Genomic DNA, 15,087 nt, shown 5'->3' with positions numbered 1-15,087 from the left:
CTCATGCTCCTTCGCCATGCGCTTTAGGTACGAGCGGAATCGCCGGCACCGTCGGTGCGCTGGGAACGACAGCGGCGTTTGGCGCCACGGCTGCGCCGGTCGGGTTGAACATCTCGGAGTCGGTTCGGTATTCGGTGACGGTGAAGCCAAATGGATTGGCGATGGCGTCGGCTTCGACGGTCATGGCCCTCTGCTGGTATTCGTACTTGAGCGTTGCGATGCGCCGCTGGACCATCGGGGGCGCAGTGGCGCGATAGTCCCTGGTCGTCAGCTCATAGCGAATGGTTGCAAGACCGATCCCGGTCGGGGTGATGCTCAGGATGCGCGGGACAATCTCGACCTCGTCTTTGAAGCGGCTGTCGATGGAGTTCGAGCCCTCGAACTGCGGGCGGTAGGACGCCCAGACCCGGTCCGAGGCCAGCAGCTTCACGTTGTCGTAGTCGATCTGGACGATCTTGAAAACATACCGTTCACGTGCGATGAGAAAAGTGGCCAGCCAATGCTTGTCGGAGAGTTCGGAAGTCTTGACGAACTCCTGGCTGGTGTTGACAACCTGGGCTTCGTTCGTCAACTTGTCGACCATCACGACGTAAGGCACGACGCGCTTGAGCGGCATCATCAGCGTGATCGCGATCGCAAGCACCACGACCGCGAAAACCGCGGTACCGGCGACGCGCCAGGCAACGATCCGGGAGTTCCTTTCATTGCGAAGGATGTCTGCTTCCCACGAAAGGTTTTGAATCGGTTTTGATTTATCGAACATGTTTGGAATGGGTTCAGCGAACGGGTCGCTTCAGCTGGCTGACGCGTGCGACGTCAGCTGTGAATTGGTGGGAAGACGGCTCAGGCCTTGCCTGGGGTGTGCGTGCTGCCGACCGGCCTGCCAAGTGAAACTGCGGTGGCTGCAGCGGTGAAATCCGGAGGAGGCGGTATTGACGAGGTTTGCGAGAACGACGACTCGGTTGACGTGGTCGCCGCGGTCACCGGCTGCGCGGGAGCAGGCGTTGTGGTGACCGCGCTGGCAGCTTGCGCAGCGGTGTGAGAAGCGCTCGTCGGGACTAATATAGGACCATCTTCTGAGACTTGATTGGATGCGGACCCGCTTGTTGAAGGTGATGTCATCGGTGCCGTTATCACTACGGCTGGTGGACCAGAGACCGGGGAAGAGGAAGAAGCGCTTTGCGATTCACAGCTGTAGTTCTCCTGCGACACAGTTGGGGTTGTCGTCGACGCGGCCGCCATCGCAGTCGCTGCTGCTGCAACTGCATAGGGCGGCATGCTTGACGGGCCCGTCGCGGCTTGTACGCCGAGAGAGTCCCGTCCGCTGGTGATGGTCCCGGTTCCGGAAGCGATGGCGTTGCTCCCGCCTCCACCGCTACTTTGCGGCGGCCCGAACTGGCGTTCAAGAGCTTTCTCTATCCCGCCGTTGGTAGAGCCTTGACCTGCCTTCGGGATGTTCATCATCCTCATTGCTGCGGCTACACCATCACGCGGCGTGAGCAGATTGAGCGCGGCACCACCAACCATGTCGGCAGCTACTTGTGGCATCTTTGATACGAACAGACCAAGTACCACTGACGCTATGACGCCGTTGATGGCGACCAATATAAAGTTGATCGTACTGGGATCCAACACCATCTTGTCTGTGTACGTTTTGAGGATGCCAACTCCTAAACCTACAACCGCCGCCACGCATACCGCAGTCAACACGTATTTCAGTACGCCGGAGATCCAACCATCTGCAAAACGCGACGTCGATGGGAACGCCATACAAGCAATAAACATCGGTCCTAACGCAAACATCAAAGCAAGGGAGAAATCGATGAAGATCAAATTGAACGCGCACAGCGCGCAGAAGATCGCGAGCGCCACGGCGAGCACGATCCATCCAATGAGCATGAGGATGCCGGATATGTCAGTTGGCCCGACTATTCCGACGCTAACGTTATGACTCGCGACCAACCACATCCCGTCCCAAGTCGACAGTACGGCTTCCATCGCGGCGTCTAGCGCAGCGTACGAGTTCGCGGCACCACCAGGGATGAAAAGTCCGGTCAAGCCCGTTCGGAGATCGTTGAAAACTCCTATGACATTGCTTGTGTAAGCGCCGGCGCTGATCGCAAGTGCAACCACAAGAAACGACCTTATCAGCTTCGCAAAAATATCGAGCATGTGGTGCGCCCCATGCGCTCCACGAAGGATATTGAAGCCATGCCAAAAAATCACAATGCTCACCCCAACCAAAACTGGAGATAAGACGAGCGCAGAGAGATTGCCTGCCACTCCGGACCATGCGTCAGTTGGCGCGAGCAGCTGCGTTTTGATTGAAGAGAAGACTGTGAACATCAGCTGGTTGCTCCAACATTCACTTCTTTGGGAGCGTCTCGGGAGTAGAAAGGTTGAACGGGTCATTCCCGTTTCGGGTCATGTTTGGTTTCCCGACGTTCTTTTCATCTGGCTTGTGGCAAGCGGATAACAAAATACTTACTACAAAGATCAGAAAGAATTTCATAGAACCTCTTAACATGAGTCAGTTGGAAAAGGGGTCATTGCCTACGCGCAACAAACCTTGTCGGTTTCGATCCGCCAACGTCTGCGCCGTAATCTGGGCCTGTTCCTTTTGCGAAACGACGGCCATATCCATCAGCATCTTTTCGTTGTTCATGTAGGCAAGCTCGACAGAGATCCTGTTTGCCAAATCTGCAGCAGCCTTGGCGTCGGGCGCCGAGTCGACCTGGCCGAGCAGTTGCTGGATCTGCCCTTGCCGTGTTTGCGTATTGGCGATTGACGTGTTCATGAGCGCAAGGCTCTGTGGCGCTGTCATAGAGCGAGACTCACACATCACGCGCCTCGATTGGTCGCTCGGAAATTGCGAGGCACAGTTGTAGCCCCCGGCGTTGTTGTAGATAGCCTGTGCGGCCGGCGAACCACCGGCTACGCCGTTGCTTCGAATCCTGTCGAATTGCGTCTGGAAATCCGAAGGCAAAGACTGGCGCGTCATGTTGCTGCCGATCTGGCCCATGCCGGTCTTGCTGGTCAGGGCCTTCAACTGATCCAGCTGCCTTTTGTACTGGTCTGCCATCTGAGCGTACTGGGATGCCCATGACGTCGCCGTCTCGATGGATGAAGTCAGCTGCGTGGCATTCAGCAGGATGTCGGTCACCGGAATCTGCGCTTGGGCTGTGAACGCGATGACGCTCACGACGTTCGCGACGATGTATTTGAAGGGTGTTTTTTTCATGAGGATCTTCACTTTTGGTTCCGGGCTGGCGTTGAATTTCAGGACTCGTTGTTGATGAACGCAGCCAGCCAGTTTTCCGGTGCATTCCCCAGGCGTGCGCGCAGCCGATCCAGACGCGCGACGTTGGCGGTGTCTCCGGAAAGCACTTTGAGTTCAGAGTGGAATCTGGCGAGGTCAAGACGTGCGAGCGTGAACTTCGTCCCCTGCTTGATGGCGAACATGTAGGAGCCTTTGACAAGGCTCTTCACGACTGCGAACTCGTCGTCGCTGAGCTTGAAGCCGTTGACATATTCGTCCCTGTCTGCCTTGGAGTTCGGCAGAAAAATAAACGTGGCCGTCTGCTCGATGAGGGTGCGCGCGATCGGACTTCGCAGGCAGTCCGATGTGCTTTGGGTCATATAGACGCCGAAACCGTTTTGCTTGCGGATCGTCTTCTGTTTGTTCTTGGCGAACTCTTCGAAGTAGGGGACTGAAAGTGCCTTCCAGTACTCGTCCATGAAGAACGCAAAGCGCCGGCCATCGATCAGGCTCTCGACCCGATACATCAGATACATCATGATGGCCGGACAGGTTCTTTGATCCTCGAGCACATCGGTGTAGTCAAAGCCATAGGGCCGTGCATTTTCGAACTGCAGCTCGTCGTCGGCGCAGTCGAGAGCCCAGGCCAGCGCGCCGGGGTCGCTGGGGTCAGCAGCCCACTTGCGCAGCCGTTGCGCCACGCTGTTGTCGGTCACGTCCATCAGGCTTTGGAGCACCGCCTGGAAGTTGCGATGCGCGCGCGGCTGCCGCGCCACCATCAGCACGGCATCGCGGATGTGCTTTTCTTCCGTCGCCGTATGCGGCCGCGCCGGGTCCATCGAGCAGAAGGTGACGAGGTCACCCCAGAACGCGATCGTCTGCGGGGTGGGGTCCATCTTGAAAGGGGCGAAACCGGTGGGCTTTGCATTCTCCAGGGCGAGGTATTTGCCGCCGATCGCGCGGATGGCGATCTCTGCGCCGCGGTCCTTGTCGAAGAAGATGATCTGCGTCTTGAACTTCTCCAGGTTGAAGAGCAGGAACAGCGACAGCGCCGTTTTGCCCGTGCCGGACTCGCCGATGATCTGCGTGTTGCCCAGCTCTTTGTCGTCGAACGAATCGTGATCGATCTTCGAGTCATGAAAGTTGAAATACACAGGTTGACCCGCGGGCGACTTGAAGATGGCCACGGCCTCTCCCCAAGGATTGCCATTGCGCTTGCCGACGGTGAAGTTGTGAAGCGAGCAAAGGCCGCAGAAGTTGAGCGAGCTGAGGTTGGCCACCCGCGGGCGCGAACGCCAGTTGCCGGGGAGCTGCGCCGCGAATGCATGCTGCGTGATCAGGTCCAGCGGCACCGCCAGAAAGCCCTTCTGCTGCAGCGCGTCGACCGCGTGCGAGCGGGCCACCTTCACTGCTTCGATCGACGCCCCCTTGACCTGCATCGAGTAGTGGTACTCGCCCAGTGAAAACTTACCGCTGATCACGTTGTCGATCGCAAAGTCAATCTCGACAATCTGCGAACGTGCGTTGTCGTCCGAACTCAGGAGCTGGTTGCGCTGCGTCTTCAACGCGCTCTGCGCGTCCAGGCCCGTCATCGGCGAGAAGGAATGCGTTTCGACGTATTCGCAGGGCAGTCCGAGAATCGGATTCAGGATGCCCGGATACGTCATGTCGGCGTAGTCCTTGATGTCGATGAAGGTGCTATAGATCGAGCCATAGATGTCGCGGCTTTCAACGAACTCGTTGCCGAAGAACAGACGCGAGGTCGGAAGGTAGCGGTCCAGTGGCACGTTCTTGCGCGGGATGTCGGTCCATACGCCATTGATCAGGAAGGCATAGAGCGTGAGTTGGTCGCTATAGACGACACCGGCTTTGGTCACGGTGCCGAGCAGGTGAGGGCGGTATTCCGCGAGGGTGCTTCTGACCTGGATTTGCAGGTTGGTCATCACGTCCATCGCTGCCTCGAGTTCGCCTTCCCAATCACCCTGCGACAAGGCGGGGCCAGGAAAGAGGCTCGAACGCGTCGACTGGACGTGTGGGCGATAGAGGATGCTGAGGTAGATCTGGGTTCCCATCAGCCCGCCGGCAGTGAGCCCGGCGTTGTATTTCTTCAGAAAATCATGGGCGAACCCGGTCTCCGGAATGTGGAGCTTGTCTCCGATGCTGCGGCGGATGCGATGTACCCAGAACGCGAACTTGCCATTCGAAAGCGAACGGACTAGCAGGTTCAGCTGCGCCATCTGCTGCTCAGCCTGGGCCATGCCCATGCCTTCGAAAGATAGGCCATCGATCAACCAGCTGGAGATCAGGTCGCCTGCTTTGGTCGACGCGACCGTGTCGGTCAGCGATACCGAAAACGGAACCATGCGCGAGATCTGGTCTTCGGCGGCTGATATCCGCCGTTCAGCGAGGATAGATATCAAGCTATCTCCGCTTTTTGTAGTTGACCGGGCTCATCGAATGAGCTTTCCAGATCGGTCCGTTGCGCCAGCCGTGAACCCGGGACATGGCATACAGGATGTATTGATTCAGCCTTTGGTCATCCTGCGAAGAGACATAGCGCAAAAAACCAAGAGCTGTCGCGCCGCACACCAGGCCGACGCCGAGCCAGACGAATCCGAGCAGCACCATTGACCACATCGAAATCAGCAGGAACACGCCTGCCGTGAGAATGAAGGGAATGATCGGAATTCCCATCATCATCGCGGGGCGGGTGGCCCCCTTGAAGATTCGGTCGGCCACTGGGTTGCCTAGAAGAAAAGGGCGCTGATGGCGGTAGCGCCGCCGACGAAGATGCCACCCCAGAAGACGGGCGACACGTCTTTCCATTGAGCAGCACCGAACATCATGCGAAAGCCGACCATCATGATGGCGAGTGTCACGACGACTGCCCCGATGCTCAACAGCCAGGTCTGAACCTGTGTCAGCGCAGCGGTTGCCTTCTGGAATTGAGCAAAGGCAGGGTGCGTGACGACAGCGGTCACGGCGGAAAAGAGCACCAGCCTGCGTGCGGCACCAGCACCTGTAGCGCCGGCGAGTGTGTTCAGTTGAATTGCAGTTTTCATTTTTTGCTTCCCTTGGCTCAATCAGCCATCATTAAAAATTCATTGGCCGCGGTCTTGCCGCGCCCGCCTGGAGCGTCCGGCATCGAGATGCCGCGAAGGACCTTTGCCGGATAGCCGAGTCGTGTTCCTGCTCGCAGGTCACCGCTGTAGTAGCAGGACAGGGCGGCTACATCGGCGGCCGACGCCTTCACGCCGTCTACCGTTGTGAAATGGGGGTGTGTGCTGTATCCGGCGTTGGTTGCGCGGGTTTGGCACACCAGCAGAATGTCTGTCGCGGCCAAGACGTTCTGGCAGTCGTTGAATCCTTTTGGCAAATCGGCGACCCATCCCAGACGCGGGAAGTGGACCTTGTTGACTTGGCCGATCCCGATGGAGTAGTTGAAGCCACGCGCTTCCAGCATCCGGCTCGTGGCCACGGCCTCGGTCTCGTTCTTCGGCTGGCGCTGCAATGCATCGCCCACAACGCCGATGGCGAATGGATTTCCGCCGGATTCAACCCGGATAATTTGCTGCATCAAGGGTGATGCGAGCGCCTGTGCGCAATCGATGGCCATTCAAATCCCTGAAACACCAGCCCGGTGGCCCGGGCCTGAGAAAACTGGCGGTGACAGTCGCCAGAGCAGTTAAGTGGTCGTTTCGCATCAGCAACTGTTTGCGTGCAAAACGTACCGGCTCAGACGACGCGCTTCATGAAAAGGACGAGCAGGCACGCGGCCAGGGCCACGAAGTTAAATGCAGACATACCGATCAGCAGCCAGAAGTACCTCGTGAAGACCTGCAGCGACGACTGCGTGCTCTTGGCAACTGCTGCGCTCGTGGCCGCGCTGTCAGCACGCATGCGGTCCGTACGCGTCCTGATGACGTTCAGGAGTGCAACCCCCATGGCTTCGAAGTCCGTCGTGGCCTTGGACGCAGCGCTTGCGATGCTCCTCGCCCGTTCGTCGAACTCGGCGTAGGCCAGCGGCAAGGCACTGACATGCCGGTCCACTGCATCGCCGATCGCCTGGACGTCGATCAGCAGCTGACTGTGGAACGCGTCGATGTACTTCGCATGCTGGGGTGACGGGCTGCCGATGACCGTCTCTGCATCGGCCATCACTTCTTCGCTACGACAGCTTCCGCCGGGAACAGCCTGCCGAAGACGCCGTCCAGTTCGGCGTCAGTGCCGCGTGCCAGACGCGCAATGATCTGCCGCGACGACAGATCCCGTTTGGCTGCCGGATCACCGGTCTTCTGGATCGCGGCCTTGAAGTCGAAACCCACAGCGGTCGAGTTGCGTATCGTCGATGAACCGAGCAGTGCATAGGTTTCGCTCTCGTGCACCTGCGCCCAATTGATGCCGAGGCTTTTAAGGAGCGGGGACAGCGTCGTGAAAAGCTTGGAAGCATCCGCTCCGGGCTCCACCTGATTGCAGACCACCTTGATCTTTTCAGGGCCCACGCCGAGCTCGTCCAGGTGGGCGATCAGCCGGACGGTGTCGTTCTCCTGTTTGCTCTTGGCGATCACCGGAATCAGGAAATAGTCGAAGTCTTCCAGAACGCCCTTCATGGCCTGGACACGCGCGAGCACCTTCTCGATGTTGCTGCTGCCGATGTCGACAATTGCGTTGTCGCAGATGTTCACCTCGCGCATCACAGAGGAGAAATCGCCACCTGAGACTTGGGTGTCGCCTCCACCTGCATTGATGGATTCGATATAGAACATTTTTGCATCGGCGATGCGTGGCCGCAGCAGATGCTGCGACAACAAGGATTTACCGACGTTGCCGGAATAGCTGAGAACTGCGATTTTCATTGAACTCCCTGTGCCCGGATCTCTTTGATCCAGATCGCTTTTATTTAAGAGCAGAAGCCGCTGCCATGTGGGCGGTAAGCCGCGCATTGATAACGTCCGGATCCTTTTCCTGCATATCGGCCAGAGCTCGATCCATCAGGTCTCGACGTTTTGATTGTTGAAGCCCGATCTCTGCAGGCTCTTTGCCTGCAATAACAGGGCTGTTTGGCAAACGTCGAACTTCTAGGCTCGGAACGAATTGCTCAGCACCGCGGATAATGGCGTGCGCTTCCTCCACCGTCCTGCAATTCTTTCGGTACCAGCGTCGGATGGTTTCAATTTTCAGCGCATAACCGTGGGCAGCAAAATAACCTTGGCATTTGACTGCAGTCACATTGGAAATCTTCATATCCGCGAGCACCGTTCTAGCGGCCGTCAGTACTTTTCTAGGTGAGTCTAGCGGCACGTTCTCGTCTTTCCATTGCTGGTAAACGCTCGAACTTCTGACGGCAAAGTCGTGAAAATGGACCGGCATGGAGTACGGCTGTTGAATTGGATTGTTTTTTGAAGCTGGCTTGCGATATCTAATTCGCTACCGTCTGGCCAGCTGACTATATCGCGCAACATCGGAATTAACCGGCGAGGGATGTAACAATAATAATGTGAAACACTGTGACTGCCATGCGGTAGAAAGGCGCCACTAAAGTGACATGCCAGACTCAAATAATACACAGCAATGGCAGGTGACGACAGCTAGGCGACATGACGCTACATTCCGGATACATCAACACGACTGCAATGCAATCATGGGTCGAATTAGCGGTTTCTGGAGGAATGCAGGCACGTAAGTTAATGGTACCATCGGCTACGCCTCGCCATCATTAACGTGCCAAAGGGTATCCCTTTGAAACCCTGCGACGGCTACGCCTTTGTTAAATAACAATTCACAATCAAAGCCTTCGGCAGCCAGCAAATAGGCTTCTCAATTGTCAAAATACGCGCAGATGAAATAATTGAATCCGAAGAAATCACGCGAAACAGTGCAACTGCATGTGCGCATCGACAGAATTTCCCATGGGAAATTGGTTGATTGCGCCGGGGAGGCTGGAATGACGAAGGCAATATGGCTGGAGCAGGCCATCATTGCCAACAAAACGGTCATCGCGCCACAGGAGCGGCCCGGCCTGAATGGCCTGCTTTATCAAGTCTGCCGCGCCGGCAACAACATCAACCAGCTCGCCCGCAGTTTCAATGTCCTTTTGCTCATGGAGACAATCACAGCGGCCGATTTCGCTGATGCCATGGCGCAGCTTGCGCTGATCGATGCCCTGCTTGACGAGGCTATTGCCTATGCTGGCTAGGGTCGGCGGCGGCAAAAGCGGGATCGGCAAGTATCTGGAATCCGGCCGCAAAAAGGGTCGCGAGAACGGTCGCGACGAGATCGACGACCGGATGGTGCTCGAGGGTGACATTGCCAAGCTCGAGAGCGTCATTGCTTCGCATGCCGGTCACTCCGCGGACAGCAAAGCGGATCGCTACGTCCACATCACGCTCGGCTTTGCCGAACAGTTCACCGCGGCATCCGTGTGCGGATCCGGAGAGGTGAACTTCGCTTTGATGAAAGCGGTCGCCGATGCCTATCGGGGGCTGCTCATGGCAGCCTATGGTCCGGACGAGTACTACTGGTACGCGGAAGCGCACATTCCGAAAGTCACACACGATGTCCATGCCGTCACTGGCGAGGCGATCGAACGTCTGCCGCACATCCACATCGTCTATCCCAAAATCAATCTGACCGACCGGACCTACCTCAACCCGGCGAATACAGGCGGCAGAAACGAGCGCTACCTCCAGGCAATCCAGGAAACGATCAACGCCCGCTTCGGTCTGAAGAGCCCGCAGGATTCCTTGCGTGCTGCGGCCGAGTCGCCCCTGGCACGCCATAGCATCGCCTTTGACAAGCTCTCGGCGACACAGATCAGGCAGCGCCTGCGCGAGGGTGTGGAGTCCGGCCGGATTCCAACCTTTGACAAATTGATCCAGGAATCGGAACGCTACGGAGCCGTCCGGGTCCGGCAGGGCCGCGAGGGTGACTACATCAACATCACACCCGAAGGCGCTCCCAAGGGCATGAACGTCAAGGAGTTCACGCGCCAGGGCTTCGGGCTGCAAGCCGTCCAGGCGTCAAGCGGGGAGTCACGGGCCGTTCAGTTCGCAACGGTCGCGCGGGAGTGGGTCGATAGAGGCGCCCAGGAATCCCGGTACGCCGTGGGCGGCTTTCATGCGCATTACCAGGCATTGGCCGGGCATGAAAAGGTCGCGTGGTTGCAGGACAGGATCAGTCGAACCCAGACACGCCTCGAAGCCATCCGCAGCGACGAAGCCTTTGAGCCCATCACCTACAGGGAACCAATCCATGATCCAGAACACAGCGAGCGCAAGCGTGCCTCCCACCGAGCCGTCGCCGAGCTATACGAGTCCAACTTTCTCAAGTCTGAGCGACTACTTCAGACCCGCGCAATCGACGGCGTGCAGCACCTGTCCAGCGTCGGTGTGGTTCACGACCTCCGACGTAGTGAAGTGCTTCTGTACGACGATGCGCCTGATCACATGGGCGAAACGACTGCCTGGGGTAGTGCGTTGCGACGGCAGAGAAGCCGCGTTGGCCGAGAGGGAGGCGATCGAAGCGATGAGGGCGCAGCGCTAGGCGGGTTGAACGGATCAATGGGGCAACACGGGTCCAGGCGCACCGTTTCCACCACACTCGAGGCACAGCACCGGCCCGGCGGTCCGACGCCTGCCCAGCTCAAGGGGGACACAAATCCGTTGCTGGTGCTTGAAAAGGCTGTGTTGCTCTACAAGATCGACATCGCCCGATATTCCGTCACAAGTGGCCACGACGGCACACCGCGCATCCTGCACGCGGACAAGCAATACAACCTGGGCGACTTCTTCACGAAGCACCTCGACGTGCCTTGGGCTCAGGCTCAAAAGGTCCTGACTCAGTGCTACTACCAGACACTGGCCGAAGGACTGCCGGTGCCCGAACCGTCCTTGTGGGAAGGATTCCGGGCATGGGAAAAAACGAGACCGCCCGACACGGGTCCGACGCGTGCAGCAGAGGCAGCGATCTACCGCGCGGAGCTGAAATCCATCAGAGATGCATTCAAAGCGACTCGATCGGCGGTCCAGGCGATGCCGCCAGCGCCCAGGGGGCGGCCCACTTCTGGTGTTCCGGTCGACCTGCGGCTTCGCAAGTCATCGCTCATGGCACAGGCGCGGGCGCAGCAGATTGTGAAGATAGCCGCGGCGGAGCGGCGCTTTGAGAGTGCCAGCCAGGGCATCCAGCGACGGCCCTCGCGCAAGGCGCTTTATCGCCACTACCTGACCGAATTGGCGGGCCGCGGCAATACCAACGCGTTGAAGGAGCTGCGTCGCTCCGCAGCTCCCGCACCCGACATGGCGCAGACGATCACAGGCGCTATCAGCCGGCCGGTCTTCGCGCAGCCGCACTATGCGGTGGACCACACGGGCACCGTGTCCTATTTCAGGAATGCGGCGTCTGCCTTGGGACGGGTGGCCGCACTGGTGACCGATTCCACCAAAGGCGTCTCCGTGCTCCGCGTGGACCCTGCGGCCTATGCCATCGCTTTGAAGGTGGCCGTTGCCCGCTACGGACCGAACTTGACGCTGACCGGGGACGCCGTGTTCCTAAAAGGCATGGCAGACGCAGCGAGATCGCAGAAGGTGTCTGTCACGTTCAGGAATTCGGCGACGCCGCAGGCAAAGCCTGTCCTCCTCAATGGAACGACCCCGGACATGCGAGGCCGCTGACGAAACAGATGTTCGGTAGGTGCCGGCGACTGCCGGTGCAAGAAAAAACAGGACCTTGCGCAGCGCCAGCGCAAGGACGGCTCAGGGTCATTTTGGTCGTGCTCGGACTGGAAGAAGACTGCACGTTTGCCGCAAACGATTCGAATGGCATCCCGGTCTTTGACGACGTGGACACCATTCGAAAGAGAGAGTCCAGCACGATCAAGTGTCCTTCCTGCAATCGCGGCGCACTGACTCGAAGAGAGCACAAGGAGAGGACGGGTTTCTTCTGGTCCTGTACTGCATGGAATGAGGCTGCAATTACACCGCAAGTGATGACGAAGACTCAACGATAATGCCAATCAGCTAATTCAACATAAATGCTCAATTCATATTAATTAACTTTCATGTCCAATCGAATCACTCCCAATGCCTCTTACTATTCACTCGCAGACTTCCAGAGACTCCATTTGCAGGCCATTGACAGTCCAGACGTCCTGCAGGCAGATCTGGACGCTTTTGCGTACGTTCACACCCAGGCTCTGATGGACGGTCGCGAAGGCTTCTTGGTCGACGAGTTCGATGACGACATGGCAGCGATGATCGCGCGCCATGACGATACGGTCTTGAAGTGACGGGAGCGCCCCTTTGGCGCGTGCCGAAGGGTGAAGGCTACAGAGTAGGTCAGAAAACGCATGGCAGACAATGTCCGCCTGCCGACTTTTCGCGACCTTTCCCACATGCCTGCCATTCATCCGACGGACGCCATTGCGCTCGTCGTGAAGGGCACACGTCTGGGCGAGTTCGGCAAGGATCCGGTGGGGTTGTTCAACCTCCGTGCGTTTGCCCAGGGTGTATCCCACGAAGACGCAGATACGTCATCACTTTGTGGAAGGCTTGCCGCCGCCTGTGATCGCGGCGCGGTATGGCGTCAGCAGGCGAGCCGTCGGAAAAGCCTTGAAACGCTTCGAGATGGCCATCGAGCGCATGCACAAGGCCGTAGCCAATGGTGCGTCATCGACCCAAAAGCAAAGAGACCATCGGCTCTCGGATGAATCTGCATGGCATCCGCTACCGATGGACCCGTTCTTTAAGTCAACTCAGGGAATATAAAAAATGTCAGCAATTTATCTCAACGAAGTGCGCATGATCGGCAATGTGGGTGCCGAACCCGTACTGCGAAAGACCGACGGAGGTCTCTCAGTACTCAACCTCGGCATTGCAACAACCTACAAGACGGCCAAGCACGAGCGCACGGACTGGCATCGTGTCGTCTTGTGGGGGGTGTTGGCAGAACATGCGGCGCGCAATCTGCGCACCGGGTCCTGCATTCTCGTGGCCGGCCGGCTGAGCAACAACAAATGGACCGACGAAGCCGGCGTTGAGCGCTTCTCGACGGAGATCGTCGGAGACGCCATGCAGATCATCAGCGGCTGGAAGAATGAACGTGCGCAGGAAGAAGCCGGGCTCTCGACAGCCGCGCCGGCAAAGCAGACCGAGTCCTTCTCGGACGACACCGTCCCTTTCTGAGTGGCGCGGAAGGTACGGATCTGGTCTGGCTCGCCGAACGGCATCACGCCCTTGGAAAGAGTCTGACCATTTCGTTCGGGACGCTGAAGGGCGTCCAGTACCTTTTGCGCCAAAACATGGCGTCTGATGGCGCCGTCCAGCCCGACGGTGCCGAGCTGGCCAATATGCTGGAGCTCGTCATTGATTCGCTCGAGCAGGTCAAGCTTGAAAACGAAATGATCCTGGCCGACTTCGCCTGGTAGCCTTTCCAATTGCAGTCGGCACGGCCGCGCCCTGACGAGTTTTGTGCGTCGTGTGACCTCCTGGCGCACGCGACAGCCCCCAAAAAGGGGTATCAAAAGGCTGTCGCCGCTCGCGGAGCCCTTAAAGTCAAATAGAAAGGTTCGGCTTGTGCACTTCGATTGATGCGAGGCATATCGTGCACACCATCAGATGCGAATGACGGGCGCTGCGCGCTCAACGTGCCGTTTTCGTCAGCTTTCGGACGCCGCCTCGTGCCGGCGCCCGTCTCGCACATGGGGCGCAGGCGCCGCCTGCCGTGCTTGCCAACGAGCAAGAGACTCCTCACCTCTGGCAGATCGTCCGGACTCAACGGTACATGGTGACGCCTTGCCTCTGCGGTCGTTACATGCGGAGGAGATGCCGGGCAAGACCGAGGCGCCTGCAAGCGCGGTTACCGTGCCAGGCTCAGCCTCAGCCTTCGTGACGGCCATACGCATAGGCAGAGGAATTCTCGTTGCAATGGTCTTCGACTCTTCTTTTGCTTTCTTTGCAACTGTGTTGGCAAGCGAGACATACAGTCCTTCTGATCCGAGAGTAATGTTCAAAGGAATGTCGACGCCAGCCAGTTCGCTTTGCACAGCCATCACAGCCTCGGCATAGGATTGAAACTGGATAACTCGCATGCGCGGTGTTACCGAATAGTCGATGTTCGCATTCCAGGTGAAGTCTGATTTTGCGGCTTGCGACCAGCGTCTGAGAACGGTCATAACACTTCGCTCCGAGTCGTTGACTGAATAGGTAATGGGAATGATCTGCGCGGGATTGGTGACTGCCACCAGTATGTCGGACTTCGCAGGGCTCGCTGCCGGAGCGGGAGAAGTGCTTGGTACCGTCATTGCGGGGGCACTGGCCAAGTCGACGCCTGGGTTAACGGCCGCTCTTGCAGCTGTCCCAATCGGATACTGCAATCGCGGGGCCGCAGTGCAGGCACAGAGCGTCAGGACGACTGCCACAGTGGATGCCTCACCATATTTTCTCAATAGTTCGCGTACGGCCGATGTTGGTTTTTTCACTATTCCCCCTATGCCTTTTTTTGACCCGGTTTTCTCCAGGCAATTAAGTATAGGTGGAATGCGGCTTTTTTAAATACTCTTAAGACTCAGATTGGCTTCGCCAGTTACTAGCTTCTCTTCGCACAGTGTTTGACTTTTGTTTCGCAGTGCAAACCGTGATCTTCGTGAGTGACATTCGAAGACACTGAGGCTGATTTATCCTTAGGGAGACGCTGATCAATTGATCGATCCGGGCACGCCTCATGCATGCACGAGAAGACCAGATTACGAGGGCGCCCGACATGAACCAACGCAGCTTTGCCAGCGCCGAGTACGCATTGAAGAAGAAGCGAACGCGCCGCGAGAAGTTTCTTGC

At 57.8% G+C, this 15,087-nt stretch carries 17 protein-coding genes; 6 read left to right on the top strand and 11 right to left on the bottom strand.

Going from position 1 to position 15,087, the window contains the following annotated elements:
- Position 1: 1 nt before the first annotated feature.
- From QN413_RS21200 to QN413_RS21155, 10 genes are all read right to left on the bottom strand, one after another.
- Positions 2-763 carry a type IV secretion system protein gene (locus QN413_RS21200; RefSeq protein WP_323498559.1) on the bottom strand — a complete coding sequence of 254 codons (762 nt, stop codon included), beginning with the start codon at positions 761-763 and terminating at the stop codon, positions 2-4.
- Between the two features lie 80 nt (positions 764-843).
- Positions 844-2,346: a type IV secretion system protein gene (locus QN413_RS21195; protein ID WP_323498558.1), complete on the bottom strand. Its 1,503-nt coding sequence runs from the start codon at positions 2,344-2,346 to the stop codon at positions 844-846.
- A 184-nt stretch (positions 2,347-2,530) separates the two neighbouring features.
- A complete protein-coding gene (locus QN413_RS21190) occupies positions 2,531-3,241 on the bottom strand; it encodes a type IV secretion system protein (RefSeq protein WP_323498557.1) in 711 nt (236 codons plus the stop codon).
- A gap of 38 nt (positions 3,242-3,279) precedes the next feature.
- Positions 3,280-5,679 carry a VirB4 family type IV secretion/conjugal transfer ATPase gene (locus QN413_RS21185; protein ID WP_323498556.1) on the bottom strand — a complete coding sequence of 800 codons (2,400 nt, stop codon included), beginning with the start codon at positions 5,677-5,679 and terminating at the stop codon, positions 3,280-3,282.
- 1 nt (position 5,680) lies between these two features.
- Positions 5,681-5,998 carry a VirB3 family type IV secretion system protein gene (locus QN413_RS21180; protein WP_323498555.1) on the bottom strand — a complete coding sequence of 106 codons (318 nt, stop codon included), beginning with the start codon at positions 5,996-5,998 and terminating at the stop codon, positions 5,681-5,683.
- 8 nt (positions 5,999-6,006) lie between these two features.
- Entirely contained in the window at positions 6,007-6,321 is a 315-nt protein-coding gene (locus QN413_RS21175) for a TrbC/VirB2 family protein (RefSeq protein WP_323498554.1), read from the bottom strand.
- Between the two features lie 17 nt (positions 6,322-6,338).
- Positions 6,339-6,875, bottom strand: coding sequence for a lytic transglycosylase domain-containing protein (locus QN413_RS21170; RefSeq protein ID WP_323498553.1), 537 nt, complete (start codon positions 6,873-6,875; stop codon positions 6,339-6,341).
- A 119-nt stretch (positions 6,876-6,994) separates the two neighbouring features.
- Positions 6,995-7,417, bottom strand: a complete 423-nt coding sequence (locus QN413_RS21165) for a hypothetical protein (protein WP_323498552.1) — start codon at positions 7,415-7,417, stop codon at positions 6,995-6,997.
- Entirely contained in the window at positions 7,417-8,202 is a 786-nt protein-coding gene (locus QN413_RS21160; RefSeq protein WP_323498551.1) for a hypothetical protein, read from the bottom strand. The genes QN413_RS21165 and QN413_RS21160 overlap by 1 nt, the downstream gene beginning before the upstream one ends.
- Entirely contained in the window at positions 8,156-8,629 is a 474-nt protein-coding gene (locus tag QN413_RS21155; protein WP_323498550.1) for a hypothetical protein, read from the bottom strand. The genes QN413_RS21160 and QN413_RS21155 overlap by 47 nt, the downstream gene beginning before the upstream one ends.
- A 478-nt stretch (positions 8,630-9,107) precedes the next feature.
- Here QN413_RS21155 and mobC point away from each other — a divergent pair, with 478 nt between their 5' ends.
- From mobC to QN413_RS21125, 6 genes are all read left to right on the top strand, one after another.
- On the top strand, positions 9,108-9,455 hold the full coding sequence (mobC, locus tag QN413_RS21150; protein ID WP_323498549.1) for a plasmid mobilization relaxosome protein MobC: 348 nt from the start codon (positions 9,108-9,110) through the stop codon (positions 9,453-9,455).
- The gene (locus QN413_RS21145; protein WP_323498548.1) at positions 9,445-11,928 is read left to right on the top strand and encodes an LPD7 domain-containing protein; all 2,484 of its coding nucleotides are present in this window, start codon (positions 9,445-9,447) and stop codon (positions 11,926-11,928) included. The genes mobC and QN413_RS21145 overlap by 11 nt, the downstream gene beginning before the upstream one ends.
- Before the next feature lie 386 nt (positions 11,929-12,314).
- A complete protein-coding gene (locus QN413_RS21140) occupies positions 12,315-12,542 on the top strand; it encodes a hypothetical protein (RefSeq protein ID WP_323498546.1) in 228 nt (75 codons plus the stop codon).
- Positions 12,543-12,602: 60 nt separating this feature from the next.
- Entirely contained in the window at positions 12,603-12,962 is a 360-nt protein-coding gene (locus QN413_RS21135; protein ID WP_323498545.1) for a hypothetical protein, read from the top strand.
- A 61-nt stretch (positions 12,963-13,023) separates the two neighbouring features.
- Positions 13,024-13,437, top strand: a complete 414-nt coding sequence (locus QN413_RS21130) for a single-stranded DNA-binding protein (RefSeq protein ID WP_323498544.1) — start codon at positions 13,024-13,026, stop codon at positions 13,435-13,437.
- Positions 13,438-13,553: 116 nt separating this feature from the next.
- Positions 13,554-13,679: a hypothetical protein gene (locus QN413_RS21125; protein ID WP_323498543.1), complete on the top strand. Its 126-nt coding sequence runs from the start codon at positions 13,554-13,556 to the stop codon at positions 13,677-13,679.
- Between the two features lie 231 nt (positions 13,680-13,910).
- On the opposite strand, the gene QN413_RS21120 is transcribed toward QN413_RS21125, so the two are convergent.
- Positions 13,911-14,495 carry a hypothetical protein gene (locus QN413_RS21120; RefSeq protein WP_323498542.1) on the bottom strand — a complete coding sequence of 195 codons (585 nt, stop codon included), beginning with the start codon at positions 14,493-14,495 and terminating at the stop codon, positions 13,911-13,913.
- Positions 14,496-15,087: the final 592 nt, after the last annotated feature.

Origin of the sequence: Variovorax sp. LG9.2 (assembly GCF_035018885.1) — a bacterium.
GTDB lineage: Bacteria > Pseudomonadota > Gammaproteobacteria > Burkholderiales > Burkholderiaceae_C > Variovorax.
Note: the sequence above shows the minus strand (reverse complement) of the source record. Positions and strands in the feature narration are given on the sequence as shown.

Excerpts from the sequence above, each read along its gene's own strand:
- QN413_RS21200 (WP_323498559.1), bottom strand. The coding sequence starts at position 763 with ATGTTCGATAAATCAAAACCGATTCAAAACCTTTCGTGGGAAGCAGAC.
- QN413_RS21195 (WP_323498558.1), bottom strand. The coding sequence starts at position 2,346 with ATGTTCACAGTCTTCTCTTCAATCAAAACGCAGCTGCTCGCGCCAACT.
- QN413_RS21190 (WP_323498557.1), bottom strand. The coding sequence starts at position 3,241 with ATGAAAAAAACACCCTTCAAATACATCGTCGCGAACGTCGTGAGCGTC.
- QN413_RS21175 (WP_323498554.1), bottom strand. The coding sequence starts at position 6,321 with ATGAAAACTGCAATTCAACTGAACACACTCGCCGGCGCTACAGGTGCT.
- QN413_RS21170 (WP_323498553.1), bottom strand. The coding sequence starts at position 6,875 with ATGGCCATCGATTGCGCACAGGCGCTCGCATCACCCTTGATGCAGCAA.
- QN413_RS21165 (WP_323498552.1), bottom strand. The coding sequence starts at position 7,417 with ATGGCCGATGCAGAGACGGTCATCGGCAGCCCGTCACCCCAGCATGCG.
- QN413_RS21160 (WP_323498551.1), bottom strand. The coding sequence starts at position 8,202 with ATGCGCGGCTTACCGCCCACATGGCAGCGGCTTCTGCTCTTAAATAAA.
- QN413_RS21155 (WP_323498550.1), bottom strand. The coding sequence starts at position 8,629 with ATGCCGGTCCATTTTCACGACTTTGCCGTCAGAAGTTCGAGCGTTTAC.
- QN413_RS21145 (WP_323498548.1), top strand. The coding sequence starts at position 9,445 with ATGCTGGCTAGGGTCGGCGGCGGCAAAAGCGGGATCGGCAAGTATCTG.
- QN413_RS21140 (WP_323498546.1), top strand. The coding sequence starts at position 12,315 with ATGTCCAATCGAATCACTCCCAATGCCTCTTACTATTCACTCGCAGAC.
- QN413_RS21135 (WP_323498545.1), top strand. The coding sequence starts at position 12,603 with ATGGCAGACAATGTCCGCCTGCCGACTTTTCGCGACCTTTCCCACATG.
- QN413_RS21130 (WP_323498544.1), top strand. The coding sequence starts at position 13,024 with ATGTCAGCAATTTATCTCAACGAAGTGCGCATGATCGGCAATGTGGGT.
- QN413_RS21125 (WP_323498543.1), top strand. The coding sequence starts at position 13,554 with ATGGCGTCTGATGGCGCCGTCCAGCCCGACGGTGCCGAGCTGGCCAAT.